This window comes from Streptomyces sp. NPDC006711, from assembly GCF_042869775.1.
Taxonomy (GTDB): domain Bacteria; phylum Actinomycetota; class Actinomycetes; order Streptomycetales; family Streptomycetaceae; genus Streptomyces.
Window position 1 is genome coordinate 180,268 of sequence record NZ_JBIAGO010000014.1, and the last position, 16,952, is coordinate 197,219.

Genomic DNA, 16,952 nt, shown 5'->3' on the forward strand with positions numbered 1-16,952 from the left:
GCCGGACCCCGGCCCCCGTACCTCCGACCCTCAGGAAAGGCATGGTCGTCCCGTGTACGACGTCATAGTGGTGGGAGCGCGGGCCGCGGGCTCCCCGACCGCGATGCTCTTCGCCCGTGCCGGATACCGCGTGCTGCTGCTGGACCGCATCCGCCATCCCCGCGACACCCTCTCGACCCTCTACATCCATCAACCAGGTGTCGCCCATCTGAAGCGCTGGGGGCTGTTGGAGTCCGTCGCGGCCACCGGCTGCCCGCCGATCGAACGCATCCGTCACCAGGTCAAGGACGTGGCCCTCGAAGGCTGTTCGTGGCCTGCCGACGGTGTCACCGCCGCGTACGCCCCGCGCCGCTACCTCCTGGACCGCATCCTCACCGAAGGGGCGGTCGCCTCGGGGGCGGAGTTCCGTGAGCAGTCGGCGGTCGACGAGCTGGTGTTCGAGAAAGGCCGGGTGGTCGGCGTCCGCTACCGCTCGGGCGGGAAGCAGTTCGAGGAGCGGGCTCATCTGGTGGTGGGAGCGGACGGCATGCGCTCGAAGGTCGCCGGCCTCGCGGGCGCCCGCACCGAGCTGGAGGACCCCATGCTGACCTGCGTGTACTACTCGTTCTGGTCGGGCATCGACGCCGGCTTCGAAGTGTACGAGAGCTCCCGCAGATGGGCGGGGTTCGTTCCGACCAACGACGGCCTGACCCTGGTCGCCACCTACTTCCCGATGGCGCAGTACGAGCGGGTGCGCGCCGACGCCCGTACCGCCTACCTGGAGAACATCTCCGCCATCACACCCGCGCTCGCCGACCGGATGGCGGGTGCGACGCAGGAGGACCGGCTCTTCGGCACCGGGGACCAGCGCAACTTCTTCCGCCAGGCCGCCGGCCCCGGCTGGGCGCTGGTGGGTGACGCGGGCCACCACAAGGACTCGCTCACCGGAAAAGGCATCACCGACGCCTTCCGGCAGGCCGTCGCGCTAGTCGAGTCGGTCAGCGACGGGCTGCGGGACGATTCGAGGCTGGACAAGTCGCTGCGCCAGTACGCTGAGCGACGCGACGACCTGGTCATGGACGGCTACCGGGACACCCTGGCGGCGGCGGAGCTGCGGCCGGGCCGTCGACTGCCGCTGATGCGCGCCATCGTGGGCCATCCGCAGCTGACCGCGCGGTTCTTCTCCACGATCTCCGGCGTACTGCCCTCCGAGGAACTGATGACGCCGGAGCTGCGGGAACGTGTCGGCGTGTGACGCGCGTCGGCCCTCCCCAGCCGACGAGGAGCGGGGGAGGGCCGATGCCGTCCGTGTCCGTACGGTGCGGTCAGAGACCGGCCACCTCGGGATTGGCCGCCACCGAGCGGAAGTACTCGCGGGGATCGGAGACGAGTTTGCGCGCGTCCAGGTCGAGGATGCCGCCCACGTTGAAGACCTCCGCCACGAGGGTGCCGTCGGCCTTGGTCATGGTCTGCTCCACCCGGAAGCTCTTGCCCTCGCCGAAGACGAAGGCGCAGCTGATGTCCACCTCGTCGCCGGCGACCACCTCGCGGTGGTACCGGATGGTCGTCTCCAGGTTGACCGGACTGACCCGCTTCTTGAGCAGATCCCCCTGGTTGATCCCGGCCGCGTTCAACAGCTCCCAGCGTGCGTGCTCGGCGTGCTGGAGGTAGACGTTTCCGTTGAGGTGTCCTTGCGCGTCGGTCTCGTACACGCGGACGGTGACCCGGACGCTGAAGGGCTCGGCCATAACTGATCTTCCTTTCGACGGTGCGCGTTTCAAGCGCCGTGCGTGATGTGACGGGCGACTTCCACCCGGGAACTGATGTCAAGCTTCCGGAAGATCGCTCTGAGGTGGTAATTGACGGTGTGCGGGGACAGGCTGACCCGTCGCGCCACCTGACGGTTGGTCAGCCCGTCGCTGACCAGCAGGGCGATGGACCGCTCGGTCTCCGAAAGCGCCTCCCAGCCCGTGGTTGCGGCCTCGGCCTGGCGAGGAGCGTTCGTGAGGGGTGCCTGTCGTTCCTCGATGAAGGCACGGATGCGCGCGATGTCGCCCTGCGAGCCGATCTGCGCGAAGCGCCCCTCCGCGGACCGCAGTGCCGATGCGCCAAGAGCGCCGGTCTCCTCCTGCGCGCTCAGGAGCATCCCCAGGTCCTCCTCGGCGAGCGCGCCCGCGCAGGGGCTGACGTGCTCACGTGCGGCTTGGCGCAGTGCTTCGGAGTTCCGTTCCAGCAACCCCCTGGCATGCAGCGCGCCGACCGCCAGGGTGGGGTGCCCGGCGTTGGCTGCCGCGAACCTCTCGGCGGCCGTCACGACGGTCGAGGCGAGCGGGATGTCGTCCGCGGCCAGAGCGAGCCTGACGAGCCAGGCAGCCGCGGCCGCCTCCTCCACGAACAGCTGGGGGGAGGTGAGGAGATGGGCGTACGTCGTCGTCAGGACTTCAGCCGTACGCTGCGGGCCGAGTTGCACCGTGGCCACCAGGCACTCGCCCCAGTCGAAGTGGATGGAGGGGAAGACCGTGCTGTCGGCGCCCACGGCCGCCCGGCACCGCCATACGTAGTCGGAGGCCGACGCCAGGTCGCCGCGGCGCAGGGCGACCAGGATCAGCACCGCCTGCCCCACCGGTACGACCCAGCCGCCGCCGGTCCGCGCCGCGATCTCAAGCCCGGACTGGGCGCACGCCTGCGCCTCCTGGAGCCGACTGGACTGGAGCAGCACCCTGGCCCGGGCGATCAACGGAGTGGCCGTGTGCGGGTGTCCAAGTGCCTCGGCCTCCGCGCGCGCGGTGTCGATCAGTTCCTCGGCCTCCTCGAACCGGCCGGTGTCGGACAGTTTGGTGGCCAGCGCCATTTTGACGTACGGGGACCACATGGGCGGGGTGGCCGGACCCAGGCTCTCGACGGCGCGCTGTGCCCACTTGAGCCCTTCGGCCAGGTTTCCCTGCGCCCACTCCAGGTTGGACACGACCACGGTGGCCGCCACCACGTCCGCCTCGTCCGGTCGGCCCTGATGGCCGGCGAGCACGGCCCGCGCACGAGCGGCGGTGCGGTCCGTGCCGTTGGAGAAGAGCGAGACCGTGTTCCGGGTGATCCGGTCGGTGCGCTCGGTGAGCGGGGGGTGGGCCGTGGTGGGTTCCACGAGGGCGTAATGAGCCTCCAGTACGGCGGTCAGGCCGCTGCGCAGGGCCTCGGTGAGTCCCAGCGGCAGAGGCTCCGTGCGGGTGCTGCGGGCCATCAGCAGGGCGGGCAGCAGCCGGTGGACCACTCCGGGCCCGTCGGACGGTAGCGGGGGAGGGGCCGATACCGGCGGCGGGGAGGGCGTGTCCGTGGACGCGGGCAGGCGGGCGGGGGGAGAGGCGGCCACCGGGCCGCCGGTGACCAGGAACTCCGGCGGTATCGGCACCTGGAGGCAGCGCTGGCTGCTCAAGGCGGCGATGTCCTGGCGCAGCGCCTGCCGGACCGCGGCGGGGAGCGCGTCGGCGATGGCGCGCCGTATCAACTCGTGCTGGAACAGGGTCTGTTCGCCGGGGCATATCAACAGGCCCGAATCTAGGGCCTCATTCAGAGCGGGAAGCATCGATGCGGTGGTCTCCCGCAGCATCGACGCGACTTCGACGACCATGAAGGATCCACCGACGGCCGCGGCCACCTGGACGAGTTGGCGGGTCTTGTCCGACAGGGAGCCCAGCCAGTGCTGTGCGAGGTCGCGCACGCGTCGCGGAACGCGCTCGTCCAGCAGTCGGGCTCGGTCGCGGGAGATCTCCACCAAGCCCTCTTCGCGCAATCCGTGGATCAGCTCCACGGTCAGTAGGGGGTTCCCTCCCGCGCCCGAGATCGCGGCGGCGAGCCGTGGGTCGGGTGTCGCGCCCAGGAGGCCGGCGGCAAGTTCCGTGGAGGTGGCGTCGGAGAGTCTGCCGAGTTCTATCCGGTTGTCTCCGGTGAACTCATGGGAAAGGCGGCGCATCGAGGGGTCTTGCAATCCGGTGCGGATTCCGATTATCCGCACCAGCGGGGCTTCGCGGGAATGCTCCGGGAGCCTGTAACGGGCAAGTGACGCCACGGCCTCCGTCAATTCCCTGGGCGCGTCGTGCAGGTGGTCCACGATGACAAGGCGTGGTTTGGCGCTCGGAGCAGCGGGCGCAAGCATGGCTCGCAGGGATGCGGTCTCCTCGCGTCCCGCCGTCCTCCCCGCGGCAAGCGTCAGGAAGGAGGAGACGGTGTAGCCGCCCTGTTCGGCGGCCTGTTGGGCTTCCAGGAGCAGCCTCGTCATGCCGATCCCAGGAGGTCCCTGGACGGTGAGGGTGCCGCTGTACCCGGCCCTCCCGTCGGCAAGTAACTGCTCTATTCGCTCGATTTCTGCCGTCCGGCCTAAAGGCGGAAGTAATCCAGTGCGATCCGTCATGTCGTCTTAGGGGTTGCGGTTCCAGTCAGGGCCCGGGCGTCAGGTCGGACAAACGCCGGATATGCCGGACATGTGGACAGGCCGACGTATTCTGCCCAAGTCCGTCGTAGGTTCGCCATGGTGTCCTCATTCCCTTCGCGGCGGGTCAAGTGCCGGCCCGCCCCTCATTAAGACTGTCATAATCGCAATCCGTTCAAGATGTGACCTTCGTCTCGGTTTCGAGTTTTCTTGACACAAAATTGACACGCCGGACAGGTCGCTCCCGCGACCGTCGCGGCAGCTGGAGTTCTTGATCGGTGGATATCTTCACCGGTCAAGTCGTTGCGGCGGCGGTGACGTTGTTCCAGCGGCGCTGGGCTTCGGCGGCCTGGTGCCGACGGCGGCGGCGCGGCGGCGCCAGGCGGACCAGCGCCGAGGGTGCTCGATTACGGGCGGCGCGGCTGACATTCCAAAAGGGGAGTCGGACGATCCGGATCCGCCGACGAGTTGGGGCCGTTGTTCGCGGACGAGGAATTTCGCGAATTTGTTCCCGCCATGGGGCAAGCCTGCCTAATTGCCGGGCGGCTCGCGATGGTGGTGGTCTCACAGTCCGTCGATGCCTGACCGGCCGGAAGGCCACGGGGGCGGTGCGGGGCAGGATCGACTGGTGAAAGCGGAGTCGACTTCCTCGACGGAGGCGAAGGACCGTCCGGCCAGGACGTTGTCGCGAACGATCAGGACCTGCTGCCGGCCCGGCACCTCCCGGTGGGCGGTAGGCGGCCAGGACGGCGCCGGGACCGAGCGGGCAAGTTCACAAGCCAACTGGTTCCGTGCCGGTCAGCCCCGGCAGACCAATCGCCGCAACGGGCCGCAGGGTCGAAACAGACCGCCAGTCACGGTGTGGCCGGACTGCGTACGCAGGGGTTCGGGACGGCCGGGTGATGGCGAGGAGGTGGCTGGGGTCAGAGGGAGCGCAGAGCGTCAGTCGGCCGCCAGCAGGCGGGGCCGTGGATTGTCATGATTCCCCCGCGGGTTGGCGCGAAGGGAGTTCGCTGGATGTGGGATTGGAACGTAAGGGATCCAGGGTACGGGGATTCCTGGTCTTCAATCCAGGGCGCCGCAATGGCTCGCCGCCCAGCCCCGCCGGCCCATGGCCCCTGGCACCGCGCGGCGGAACGCTCGCACCCTTACCGAGCAGGTGCCCACGGTTGCGGTAGAGGTTCCGGGCCCTTGAGTGAGCTGCGGAACTTCTCCTTCATGCTCTTGGGCGGCGCTTCCGTCTCCGTCCGCGCGTGCATGAGCCGAGCGGCGGTCACCCGGAAATGGCACTCACGCAGACGCTGCCTCACCAGGACGACCCATGTACCGTCCGGCGCGAGAAACGCCTCGCGGCCCGGCTCGTCCCCCGGCCGGGCGTGCCGGGCCAGTACGGACGGTATGTGACGCAGGGCCGCGTCCTCGGCCGCGGCGACAGCCTGCTCCCGGTCCTGGCCGATGCGGTGCTTACCCACCAGCATCCACCGGTGCAGCCTCAGCTCCACACCGTCGGCGCGCTTGGTCGTCCGGGTGTCCTCCTCGATGAGGACATACCAATCGTCGGTCACAGCCACTGCCTTCCTTGTTTGTCCGCCCCGCACGCCCATACTCGACCACGCCCCCGCGCCGACGCGGCTTCCGGGCAACCCGGCGGGGCCGGTCAGATCGTGGTCGGCAGCGCGTTGTCCAGGAGGATCTTCGCCGCTGTCCGCGCGTGCCGACCGTAGTTCGGGTCGCCCAGCACCATGGCGCGGCTGGCGGCGCCGTCCGCGAGGGTCACGAGTTGCTCGGCGAGGACGGAGGGCTCGCGGCAGCCCAGTTCCGTCACCAGGTCGGCGACCAGGCGGACCATCAGCAGTTTCTGTTCGCGGGCATAGGAGTGGACCGCGTTCTGCGGGTCAGGAAACTCCACGGCGGCATCGATGAACGGGCATCCGCGAACCGGATCCGTGCCGACCGGGGGCGGTTCGAACAGTGCGAGGATTCGCTCTCTGGGCGGGATGTCCTTCCGTGCCAGCGAGCCCTCCAGCGTGCGCCCCGTCGAGGCGAGGTCCTTGAGGTGGGCGAGGACCAGCTCGTCCTTGGTCCTGAAGTGCGCGTAGAGGGTGCGCTTGGACACCGGCGCCCGCTCGGCGATCTGCTCCATGCCGGTCGCGTTGATCCCCTGGGCTGCGAACAGTCCGGCTGCGGCGGCCAGGATGCGCTCCCGTCCTCCGCGTCCCTGCCGTCGAGACGCTGTCGTCACCGTGGTCATGACGTAAGTATACGTTCTCGTTTACTTGGGAGGGGTGGCTGGCTATAGTGGGTTTCCATGTAAACGCTCCCGTTTACTTTGTTGGATCGAAGGAGAGTTCCATGAGCGGACCGGTCTGCACCCGGACGCGCACGAGCGAGGCGCCCACCGGCGGAACACGGATGGGCGGGACACGAGCGTGGGAGTACGCCGAGCAGTTGATCCGCGGGCGCCACGCGACTCGCGCCTTCCGTCCCGACCCGGTGCCCGAGGACACTCTGCGCGGGATCTTCTCCCTGGCCGGCGCCGCGCCGTCCAACTCCAACGCGCAGCCGTGGCGGGTGGAGGTAGTCGGCGGCGCGCGGCGAGACCGGCTGGCCGACGCCCTGCGAACGGCTCATACCGAGCACCGCGTCACGGCCGACTACCCGTACTCCGAGGACATGTACGCGCCCGTACACCAGGAGCGGCGGGCCGCCTTCGGCGCCGATCTGTACGGAGCGCTGGGCATCGGCCCCGAGGACCACACGGCCCGCGCGGCCTACGACGCGGAGAGCCTGGGCTTCTACGGGGCGCCCCATGCCGCGTTCCTGTTCGTCACCGGCGACGGCGGGCCGCGACTGGCCGCCGACGCCGGCGCCTACCTGCAGACGCTGCTGCTGGCCATGACCGCCTATGGCGTGGCCAGTTGCCCGCAGGGTCTGCTCGGCTTCTACGCCGACACCGTCCGCGACCAACTTGGAGTGGACGAGGGGAAGCTGCTCGTGGGGATCTCTTTCGGTTACGCCGATGAGAACGCGCCGGTGAACCGGGTCACGACCGGCCGGGCGGCTCTGGAGGCAACCACCACATTCCACATCTAGAGCCGGTCGCGAAGGTACTGGTCACCGCCACTCGTTGAGGCAGGCAACCAGCACGGTCGCCGCGTATCGGACGGCGAGCTTGTCGTATCTCGCGGCCACTGCGCGGTGCCGTTTCAGCCGGTTGATCCGGCACTCCACCGCGTGGCGTTCCTTGTAGTCGTCCTCGTAGTCGTCCTTGTCGAAGGCGGGTGGCCGACCGCCCCGGGACCCGAGCTTCTCGCGGTTGCGGACCTGGTCGGCCATCTCCGGGATGGTGCACCCGGTCCTGCGCCCGCGCAGGTAGGAGCGGTCCAAGCGGGATCCATAGGCTTTGTCGGCACGGCCCCTGTCCGGCGTGGTGCGTGACCGTCCGGGACCGGTGCGAGGCACGCGGATGCGTTCGAGGACGGGCTGGAACTGCGGGCCGGGTGGCGATGGCCCGCAGTAATCAGCAGGGACAGTGCCTTCTGCCCCTGCTCGGCCGCGAGGTGGCTCTTTGTCGTCAGGCCGCCGCGGGAGCGTCCGAGCCCGTGGCCGTCCGGCTCGGTGTCGACCCCGCCGGGCGGCTCGCGCTGCAGATCCCCCTTTTGCGTGCGCCAGCGGCGTGCTGGTGGGCACGGCGGACGGTCGAGTCCACACTTACGTCCCACGTGATCAGGCCCCGCTCATCGGCTTGGACCTGCAATTGCTCCAGCCGCCGCGTCCACGTGCCGTCACGCTGCCAGCAGGGAACAGGTCGCAGACCTGGCCCCACGGGCCGTACCGCTCGGGAACGTCCCGCCAGGGCGCGCCCGCCCCGGTTCGCCCCCGTATCCCGTCGATCAACTGCCGACGTGTCCACGTCCGCGGCCACCCCGGCCTCTTCCCCGCCGGCAGCAGCGGCTCCAGTCGAGCCCACTGCCAGTCCGTCAAGTCCCCTCGCGCCACACCACGATCACCACAACTCAAGATCCACTTTCGTAACAGGCCTTAGCAGCCGGACTTCCAACGCACCCCATGCGCCGAGAGGGCCGTGCTGATGAGGTCGCGCCCGCGATCCTCATCCTGGCCCGCGGCGACCAGGACCAGTACCGATCATCGGCACGACGTCTACCATCGAGCCCCCGCTCGCCGGGTGGCATCGCGGCGGGAAGCGGGGCCCACGGTGGCTCAAGAGCGGCCTTCGCAGAGTGCTGTCTGGACGGCGGATGCCATGTCGTTGTTCTGGGCGTCGGTGCCGCCGAGGTAGAGGTTCACCATGGCCGTGGCCTGGCTGCCGTCGTCCGTGGCGGCGCCCGTGGTCTGGAAGCCGGGGATGCCTCCGTCGTGACCCCAGGCGAGGCCGCCACAGGGCAGCGGGTGGCTCTCCAGGCCGAGGCCGTAGGCTCCGCCGTCACGGTTGCCCGTCGGACGGGTCTTCATCATCTGTTGGAGCTGGACGGGAGCGAGCAGTTCACCGCCGAGGAGTGCGTCCAGGAAGCGGTTGAAGTCGGCGCCGCTGGAGATCATGGAACCACTCGCGCCCGCGACCGTGGGGTTGAGCGCGGTGATGTCCTGGAGCTGGGCGTCCTTGCCCGGCCGGGCATATCCGCGCGGGTGTGGCCCGCGGATCTGCGAGGCGTCGTCGGGGACGGACGTCTGGCGCAGGGCGAGCGGCTCGATGATGCGCCGGCGGATCTCCTCGCCGTAAGGGTGGCCGGTCACCCGCTCGATGAGCATGCCGGCCAGCAGATAACCCGTGTTGGAGTATTGCCAGCCTGCGCCGGGATCGAAGACCCGGGGCCGGGCGAGCGCTAGCTTCACGAGGTCGTGGGCGTCGTAGTGCGCCAGCGGATTGTCGAGCACGTCCTGCGGCTTGAGGAAGTCCAGATAGTCGGGGATCCCGCTGGTGTGCTGGAGGAGCTGACGCACCGTGATCCTGCGCCCGTCGTTGCCGCCGCCGCGGACGACGCCGGGAAGGTAGCGCTCCACTGGCGCATCCAGGAGCACCCGGCGCTCGCCCACCAGTTGGAGCACGACAGTGGCCACGAACGGCTTGGTCATGCTGCCGATCCGGAACCGGTTGTCCGCGCGCATCGGTGCGTGGCTCTTCACGTCCGCGACGCCGCTGGTCAGTACCGCGCCGCCGGCCCGGCCCCGGAGCGCGACGAGCGCTCCGGGACCCCCGTCCTTCGTCGTCAGCTGGTGCAGGAGTACGCGCACCCCGGAGTGGTCGGAGGTGCCGGCGTTCGCGGTCGTCTGCCACGCCGAGGCGGCGTCGCCCGGGGCACACGCCGTGCCGCCGGCCACAGCGACCAGGGCGAGGAGACCGCCCAAAGCGCGGTGATATCGGATCATGTGTGCATCCTCGGAGATGAGAGCCGTCAGGCCGCTATGGTCGGCGCCACGCACCCAACCCGGGTGTACGCGTCACCCTGTGCCACTCCACCATGTCCGGGCCTGTCGGACAGCACCATGGGGCAACCGCCCGGGTCGGGGTGGGGACAACCTCAGGGCCGAAACCCGCGTCGACGCCGACGGTCCCGTACCTGATCCGGTTCGCGACCCGATGAACACAGCGGACCCCGGGCCGGGCGGGGCCCTCTTGCCGGGGCCGACCGGGGCTTTCACACTGCGATGACGAGCCTAGGGGGATGGGGGAGTGATGGCGGCACGACGACGGCGCCGGCGGATGAGGAAGCAGACGCGTCAGCAGTTACAGGGCTGGGGCGCGGTGGCAGCCCTGGTCGCTGGAGTGTGGGTGGCCGGGAACTGGGCGGTGGTGTGGCCCGTCCTGGGGGCGGCGCTCGCCGTCGCCGTAGTGGGCGGGGCGGGGTGGGGGCTGTGGCGGGCGCACCGGTCAGCGGTCGACCGGGACCGGGAGTGGCGCGTGCGGGAGGAGGCGAAGGCACGGGAGCTGTCGATGGCCGAGGTCGACGCGCTGTCGTGGCAGGACTTCGAGAAGTACGTCGCCGACCTGTGCCGCCGGGACGGCTGCCGAGACGTCATGGTCAGCGGCAGGAGCGGTGACCTGGGCGCGGACGTCGTCGGCTACCTCGCGGACGGCCGCAAGCTCGTGGTCCAGGTGAAGAAGTACGCGCCCGAGCGCAGCGTGTCCTCCCAGGACATGCAGAAGTTCGTCGGCACCGCACGCCTCGAACACGGAGCGGACGTCGCCCTGTTCGTCACCACCTGCCGCACCTTCACCAAGGCCGCGATGGGTCTCGCACTGCGCCAGGACATCGTGGCGCTCCATCGCGACCTGCTGGGGTCCTGGGTCAAGGGCGCGCACCTGGAGACCCTGCTCCCGCTGAACGGCAGCGGCGGAGGCGCAAGGCGGCGACCGCCGGCCTGACCGCCATCACCCCATGCCGCGTGGAACGACAAGTCCTCCTGCACCACCGGACCGTCAACGTGGGCGGCATGTTCTTCAGCGGTCTGCTCGTCCTGGTACATCGTGACCGTTTCCTACCGGCAACCATGCGTAGAGTCCGGCCTCCTTACGAACACGTTTGCACCCGACTCGGACAGGGACGGGCGCGCGTCGGCTTCGAGCCGTACAGCAACGGCACCTGGATCGTGGACCCCGGGACGACGGCACTCACCTGAGCCTTTTTCACCTGGTCGCGATGCCGAGGTGGAGAAGTTTCGGGTGAAGAGTTGGGACACCAGGGCGGCCGTGTGAGTCAGGACCCTCTCAACGCCGCCTGTGCGGGCCCAGATTGCCCAGCACGTTGCCGAGTTGGTCGGAGGTGAGGGCTGGCGCGGGTAGAAGGGGCATGGTCGGGTTGGTGCGAAGTCCGTCGAGGAGCAAGGTGAGCGGACGCAACCAGGCATCCGGGGTGACCGTGGTGAGCGCGGGAACAGCCCTGCCCAGTGCTGCCAGGGTGAAAAGCAGGTCCTCGGTGGTGAGGTCCGGACGGATGACGCCCTGTTCCTGACCGCGCGGGATTAACTCGTTGATGGTTTCGCGGTTGTGGGCGTGGATCGCCGTGAGGGCGGTGACGCCTTCCAGGTTTGTGGTCATGAGGTCGTTGGTGCCGCGGTCTGTGGCCAGGCCCTCGAACACTGTTCGCAGGTAGTGCGTCAGTCCGGTCCATGCGTCCTCGGTCGTTCGTGCCCGTTCGCCTGCCGCAGTGGTCTCCGTGAGCGCATCCCGGAAGACCTCGTCGACAGTGCGGCACGCGTCGGGAAGTGGCGGTAGAGGGTGGCGTTGCCCACGCCCGCTCGCTGGGCGATTTCATCGAGTGGGGCGTCCAGGCCCTGTTCGGCGAAGACCTCACGGGCCTTGTCCGTGAGCCGTTTCCGGTTGCATAGGGCATCGCGGCGCCCTGCCGGCGAGCGGTCGCCCACTGTGTCTCCCTCTGCTTGCCCCGTACCGGGGAGCGCTCCCCGGTTGGGATGTTATCGTCTGCCGAGTAAACGGGGGCTAATCCCCGCTTTGCTTCACGCGGGCGGGATGCCAGCGGTCGTGCACGGAGGGGGAGAAGGATGCCTGGCACTGCGCTCGTGCTCGGGGGCGGCGGACCGGTGGGCGGAGCCTGGTTGGCCGGGGTGCTCGCCGGGCTGACGGAGGCCGGGGTCGACCTCGGCAGCGCCGACGTCGTGATCGGCACTTCCGCCGGTGCGGTGTTCGGATCCCGGCTCCGGTCCGGTGTTTCGGCCGCGGACCTCTACGAGCGTCAGCTTTCTGGAGCGGACTCGGGCCGTCTGCCGGTGACAGTGCGTCAGACGGCGTGCTTCCTCTGGGCGGCGCTGGGGTCCCGCGATCCTCAGCGGTCCATCGAACGCCTTGCCCGGGCAGCGTTGCACGCCCGGACTGGCCCGGAGTCAGATGTTTTCGACACGGTCGGCGCGCTCCTGGGCGACGTGCGCGGCTGGCCCGAGCGGGAGCTGCGGATCGCCGCGGTCGACGCGCAGAGCGGACAGACCGAGGTGTTCGACTCGCGCTCTGGAGTGACACTCTTCGAAGCCGTCGCGGCGAGCTGCGCCGTACCCGTCGTGTGGCCGCCGGTCACCGTAGCGGGCCGGCGCTGGATGGACGGCGGCAGCCGTTCGACCGCCAACCTCCAGCTCGCACGTGGGTGCCGCCGGGTATTGGCGATCGCGCCGGTTCCCCGCGCGGTCGGGCCCCACCCCAGTGCCTCGCAGCAGGCTGCGGAACTGTCTGACGATGGGGCACGTGTCATCCTGCTGTCCCCGGACCGCGCCGCGCGCCGCATGATGGGTCGCAATTTGGCGGACGACACACGCAGGCCGGCTGCCGCCCGCGCGGGCCACGCCCAGGCCAGGGCACTGGCCCCCGCAGTGGCCGACGTCTGGCAGGGGTGAGGTACGTCAAGCGCACATTGCCAAACTCTCCCTGCCCGCGGGCAGCTGAAACCGTCTGCCGCAGGAGACGGCATAGCACTTGGCACGTGGGCTTTCGACGCGAGAACCACCTCTGCCGGAGGCTGCGCATGTTCCTTTATCCGTCGGGCGTTGATGTATCCGGCTCCGCCCTTCGCTTCCTGCCCGCGCGCCTGCGCGTGCGTCGCCGCGTTCTCGGCACCCGATCGCGGCGTCCGAGTGCAGGTCGCCAGGCCCTGCTCGTTCTCGTCCACCTCCGCAACGGGCATACCTACGCCAGCTCGTAGCCGGTTTCGATCTCGGCATCACCACCGTCTACCGCTACGTCACCGAGGCCGTCGAGCTCCTGGTACGCCCTCGCACCTACGCTCGCCGAAGCCATCCGAGCCGATTGGATGAAGGCTTCCCAGCCGAGGTGCTGGGCGACCGCGAGCGCGGCGAGGAAGTCCCCGGCCAGACGGGCGAGTAAGCCAGGCCGCGGCGGACGGCTGCGGCGAGGCGGCCGCCCCCTGCTTCCTGCTGCATGCCGGCGTGGGAAGCGGTGCCGTGATCGAGGTCGCGGTCTGCCTTGGCCCGGTAGTACAGCGCCATCTCCTGCGGTGGGGCGGGCAGCAGGCGGCGTTGAGCACGGCGGTGGGGCGGGCGACGGTGTGTTCACGGTGTTGGTGCTGGCGCCCCGCGAGCGCGCTGAGCAGCTGGGCCGGAGCGCCAGCCGCGGTCTTCGGGTTGGCGCTCCTCACCGCCGATGGTGCCGGCGGGCGGCGGGTTCCCACATGGAGTCGCTGACGTCTCCTGATTCGGGGCCGCCGCTGTCAGACGGTGACCTTGCCGAAGATGTGGTTGGCGGGGGCGTCGGGGTCGTTGCCGTAGAAGAACTCTTCGAGGGCCTGGTGGAACTCGTCGCGGTCCAGTCCGCCGGAAGCGTCGACGTCCAGCGCGGCGAAAACGGCGGCGCTGTCCTCGCCGGGGACGGCGGCGACCGAGTCGAACATCTGCTGGAACTCGGCCTGGTCAATCTTGCCGTCTCCGTTGAGGTCGACGAGGTCGAAGAAGCAGTCGGTGACCGGCGCGATCTGCTGCGGGTAGAGCGCGCGGTCGGTCAGGGCATTCTTGAAGCCTTCGGTCATCTCCCGCACATCGACCTTCCCGTCACCGTCCTGATCCATCGGGGCGATGACGTTCGACCAGAACTGGTCCATCTTCTCGGTGAGTTGGCGGGTGGTTTCGGGATCGGGGGTGGTCTCGCGGGCGCTGATGTAGCGCTCGCTCATGTTGCGGACGTCGTGCTGGGTGATGAACCCGTCGCCGTCGACATCGGCGCCCCTGAACCACTGGCCGTACTTGAGCTCTTGCAGTGCAGTCATGACTGCGGACCGTATTCATGCGGCTACGGCGGAGCAAACGTCCGCGTGGGGGTCCGGCGCCGGTCGGGCTTGCCGGCCGGGCGCCCGACGCGGGTGAACACGGCAGACTCGCCTGCCGTTGATATGGCTTCGTTTCAGTGTTCGAGGGGTGGTGGTGTGAAGGCCAGTACCTCCTCGACCGGCCCGTCGTAGACCTCGACGTCGACGAGCGCACTGTGCGCGCTGGGTCCCTGGGACAGACGCGAGCACCCGCGGTCCCCGGTGAGGGTGTTCGGATTTCCGTGGCGGTCCAGGGTTCCGCTCAGGCCCGGCTGGGCCGGGTCCCACCACGCTCCGGTGGACAGCTGGATGACGCCGGGCATGACGGCGTCCGACAGGATCGCGCCCGCCAGGCAGCTGCCTCGGTCGTTGAAGACGCGCACGATCACGCCGTTCTCGATACCGCGTGATGCCGCGTCTCGCGGGTTGATCGTCACGGGTTCGCGGCCGTGGATCTTTGACTTGAGGCTGTGGCCGCCGTTGTCGTACTGGCTGTGCAGGCGCGAGGCGGGCTGATTCGAGATCAGGTGCAGCGGGAAGCGGTCCGCCAGATCGGCGCGCAGCCACTCCACGGGTTCGAACCACGTCGGATGCCCGGTGCAGTCGTCGTAGCCGAACGAGTCGATCTCCTCGGAGAAGATCTCGATCCGGCCCGACGGCGTCGTCAGGGGGAAGCGCTGCGGATCGGAGCGCAGTACCTCGAAGCTGCCGGGGAACGGCCCGCTGAGGGCGGGCAGTTCGACACCGGAGGCGCGTTGCCAGAAGTCGTCGAAGTCTGGCAGGGCCGCACCGTCGCCAAGGTCGGACTTTGTCTGCTCGTAGAGGTGCCGGACCCATTCGATCTCGGAACGCCCCTGGGTGAACTCGCGCTCATAGCCGAGCCGGGCAGCCAGAGCGGCAAGGATCCGGTGGTCGGTACGTGCCTCGCCGGCCGGCTCCCGGACCTTCGGCATCGCGAGGAGGTAGGGGTCCGAGAAGCCCGCGGCGAAGTCGTCACGCTCCAGGCTGGTCGCGACGGGAAGCACGATGTCGGCGAACTTCGCCGTGGCGTTCCACCAGGCTTCATGGACCACCACCGTGTCCGGGCGCTGCCAGGCCCGGGTGAGGCGGTGGAGGTCCTGATGGTGGTGGAAGGGGTTGCCTCCGCACCAGTAGATCAGGCGCAGGTCCGGCAGGGTCAGGCGCCGGCCGTCGTAGTCGATGGTCGTGCCTGGTTCCAGCAGGGTGTCGGCTATTCGGGCGACCGGAATGAAATCCTCGACGGGGTTGGCCACCCGCGGCATCGACGCCACAGACGGGCGGCCCGGGGCGACACCGGTCGCGTCCATCGTCGCGTAACCCGCGCCCCAGCCGCAGCCGGGCCGGCCCAGCGAACCCGCCATGGCCGCCAGCACGACCGACATCCAGATCGGCTGCTCACCGTGGTCCGCCCGCTGTATCGCGTAGTTGACCATGATGACGGAGCGCTGCGCGGACAGACGGCGGGCGAGATCGGTGATCGTGTCGCGGCCGATGCCCGTGATCCTCGCCGCCCAGCCGGCGTCCTTGACGACGCCGTCCACGTCGCCGGTCAGGTAGGCGGCGAAGCGGTCGAATCCCACGCAGCACCGGGTGAGGAAGTCCTGGTCGTGCCAGTCGTTGACCAGCATCGTGTGCGCGATGCCGAGCATCAGGGCGGTGTCGGTGTTGGGGACGACCGGGAGCCACTGGGCGTCGAGGAAGTCGGCGGTGTCACTGCGGATCGGGCTGACGTTCACGAACCGAACCCCGGCCTCCCGGCACTTGCGCTGCAGGTCCCGCGTCTGATGTCGGGCCAGCCCGCCAGGGTTGATCTGGCTGTTCTTCAGAGCCAGGCCCCCGAACGCCACCACCAGCTCACAGTTCTCGGCGATGTCGTCCCACATCGGCATCCGGGACTGGTAGCTCCACGGAGCCCCGCCGATCACATGCGGAAGGACGACCTCCAACGCCGCGCTGCTGTACGTGTTGCGAGAGTCGGTGTAACCGCCGCCCAGCGCCAAGAACCGCTGGAGCTGACCCTGCGCATTGTGGAAGCCGCCCGCACTGGCCCAGCCGTAGGAGCCGCCGAACACCGCGCTGTCCCCGTACTGGGCGCGCACACGGCGCAGCTCCTCGCTCACCAGCGTGAGCGCGTCGTCCCAGCTGACCTCTACGAAGGCGTCCGCACCCCTGGCCGTGTCATCGGCGCGTGGCAAACCATTGAGCCACCCTTTGCGCACCGCGGGACGCAGTACCCGCGCCCTGTCCTCAGCAGCCGCCACCATGCCCGGGCCGATCGGCGAGGGCGCGGGGTCATCTCCCCGGGGTTCAATGCGCAGCAGCCGACCCGAATCGACAACGGCTACGAAACTGCCCCAGTGCGTCGCCACCGGTATGCGTCGTTCCACCGTGCATCAACTCCCTCCCTGAAGCTTCTCCGGCTCTCGAACAACGGCCGCTGCACCACAGGGTTTCCGCGTCAATGAGCGGGACCGCAGCACACAGGCTCCCCCTGGCCGACGCCGCCCAACCCTGCCAGTCCCCGCGGCTTCCGCCGCCACTGCGCAACGGGTCGCCCGGGCCGCGGTGTCGGCTCGCCGGGTGGAAAGGGACTTCGCGACGTGGCAGGCCCCGCAGCTCAGGAGCAGCGCTCCGCTGACCGAGGCGGTGACGGCGCAGGGGCGCCGGGCGCCGGGCGGCGTGGGCCGCGCGGTCGCCGCCGTGGACCTGCTGTATGCCGGCCCGGGGACGCGGTGGAGCGGCCGAGGTCG

General features: G+C 69.5%; 12 protein-coding genes and 3 pseudogenes. 6 read left to right on the plus strand and 9 right to left on the minus strand.

Features of this window, described 5'->3' with window-relative positions; all coding sequences use genetic code 11:
• Positions 1–52 precede the first annotated feature (52 nt).
• The gene (locus tag ACFYM2_RS25425) at positions 53–1,234 is read left to right on the plus strand and encodes an NAD(P)/FAD-dependent oxidoreductase (protein ID WP_358996892.1); all 1,182 of its coding nucleotides are present in this window, start codon (positions 53–55) and stop codon (positions 1,232–1,234) included.
• Positions 1,235–1,304: 70 nt separating this feature from the next.
• On the opposite strand, the gene ACFYM2_RS25430 is transcribed toward ACFYM2_RS25425, so the two are convergent.
• The 4 genes from ACFYM2_RS25430 to ACFYM2_RS25445 all read right to left on the minus strand — a co-directional run bounded on the left by ACFYM2_RS25430 (position 1,305) and on the right by ACFYM2_RS25445 (position 6,650).
• The gene (locus tag ACFYM2_RS25430) at positions 1,305–1,727 is read right to left on the minus strand and encodes an acyl-CoA thioesterase (RefSeq protein ID WP_350228276.1); all 423 of its coding nucleotides are present in this window, start codon (positions 1,725–1,727) and stop codon (positions 1,305–1,307) included.
• A gap of 29 nt (positions 1,728–1,756) precedes the next feature.
• Positions 1,757–4,249 carry a LuxR C-terminal-related transcriptional regulator gene (locus ACFYM2_RS25435; RefSeq protein ID WP_388839380.1) on the minus strand — a complete coding sequence of 831 codons (2,493 nt, stop codon included), beginning with the start codon at positions 4,247–4,249 and terminating at the stop codon, positions 1,757–1,759.
• A gap of 1,298 nt (positions 4,250–5,547) precedes the next feature.
• Positions 5,548–5,964 carry a hypothetical protein gene (locus ACFYM2_RS25440; protein WP_358996886.1) on the minus strand — a complete coding sequence of 139 codons (417 nt, stop codon included), beginning with the start codon at positions 5,962–5,964 and terminating at the stop codon, positions 5,548–5,550.
• 92 nt (positions 5,965–6,056) lie between these two features.
• Positions 6,057–6,650 (minus strand): TetR/AcrR family transcriptional regulator, encoded by a 594-nt coding sequence (locus ACFYM2_RS25445; protein ID WP_388839383.1) that lies wholly within the window; start codon positions 6,648–6,650, stop codon positions 6,057–6,059.
• 161 nt (positions 6,651–6,811) lie between these two features.
• Here ACFYM2_RS25445 and ACFYM2_RS25450 point away from each other — a divergent pair, with 161 nt between their 5' ends.
• The gene (locus ACFYM2_RS25450; protein WP_388461779.1) at positions 6,812–7,492 is read left to right on the plus strand and encodes a nitroreductase; all 681 of its coding nucleotides are present in this window, start codon (positions 6,812–6,814) and stop codon (positions 7,490–7,492) included.
• A gap of 21 nt (positions 7,493–7,513) precedes the next feature.
• Here the strand turns inward: ACFYM2_RS25450 and ACFYM2_RS25455 are convergent.
• Both ACFYM2_RS25455 and ACFYM2_RS25460 read right to left on the minus strand, forming a co-directional pair.
• Positions 7,514–8,398: pseudogene (locus tag ACFYM2_RS25455) on the minus strand (IS5 family transposase).
• 222 nt (positions 8,399–8,620) lie between these two features.
• Positions 8,621–9,787 (minus strand): serine hydrolase domain-containing protein, encoded by a 1,167-nt coding sequence (locus tag ACFYM2_RS25460; protein ID WP_358996882.1) that lies wholly within the window; start codon positions 9,785–9,787, stop codon positions 8,621–8,623.
• 334 nt (positions 9,788–10,121) lie between these two features.
• Here ACFYM2_RS25460 and ACFYM2_RS25465 point away from each other — a divergent pair, with 334 nt between their 5' ends.
• Positions 10,122–10,784: a restriction endonuclease gene (locus ACFYM2_RS25465; RefSeq protein ID WP_388839386.1), complete on the plus strand. Its 663-nt coding sequence runs from the start codon at positions 10,122–10,124 to the stop codon at positions 10,782–10,784.
• A gap of 20 nt (positions 10,785–10,804) precedes the next feature.
• Positions 10,805–11,038 (plus strand): hypothetical protein, encoded by a 234-nt coding sequence (locus ACFYM2_RS25470; protein ID WP_388839388.1) that lies wholly within the window; start codon positions 10,805–10,807, stop codon positions 11,036–11,038.
• A gap of 88 nt (positions 11,039–11,126) precedes the next feature.
• On the opposite strand, the pseudogene ACFYM2_RS25475 reads toward ACFYM2_RS25470, so the two are convergent.
• A pseudogene (locus tag ACFYM2_RS25475) lies at positions 11,127–11,782 on the minus strand (TetR/AcrR family transcriptional regulator).
• 138 nt (positions 11,783–11,920) lie between these two features.
• On the opposite strand from ACFYM2_RS25475, the gene ACFYM2_RS25480 reads away from it, so the two are divergent.
• Both ACFYM2_RS25480 and ACFYM2_RS25485 read left to right on the plus strand, forming a co-directional pair.
• Positions 11,921–12,760 (plus strand): patatin-like phospholipase family protein, encoded by an 840-nt coding sequence (locus tag ACFYM2_RS25480; protein WP_388839391.1) that lies wholly within the window; start codon positions 11,921–11,923, stop codon positions 12,758–12,760.
• 128 nt (positions 12,761–12,888) lie between these two features.
• Positions 12,889–13,182, plus strand: a pseudogene (locus tag ACFYM2_RS25485) (transposase family protein); the annotation flags it as partial.
• 408 nt (positions 13,183–13,590) lie between these two features.
• On the opposite strand, the gene ACFYM2_RS25490 reads toward ACFYM2_RS25485, so the two are convergent.
• Together ACFYM2_RS25490 and ACFYM2_RS25495 are read right to left on the minus strand one after the other, a co-directional pair.
• Complete coding sequence (locus ACFYM2_RS25490) at positions 13,591–14,142, minus strand: EF-hand domain-containing protein (RefSeq protein WP_358996877.1); 552 nt, start codon at positions 14,140–14,142, stop codon at positions 13,591–13,593.
• Between the two features lie 134 nt (positions 14,143–14,276).
• Positions 14,277–16,589 (minus strand): molybdopterin-dependent oxidoreductase, encoded by a 2,313-nt coding sequence (locus ACFYM2_RS25495; RefSeq protein ID WP_388839394.1) that lies wholly within the window; start codon positions 16,587–16,589, stop codon positions 14,277–14,279.
• Positions 16,590–16,952: the final 363 nt, after the last annotated feature.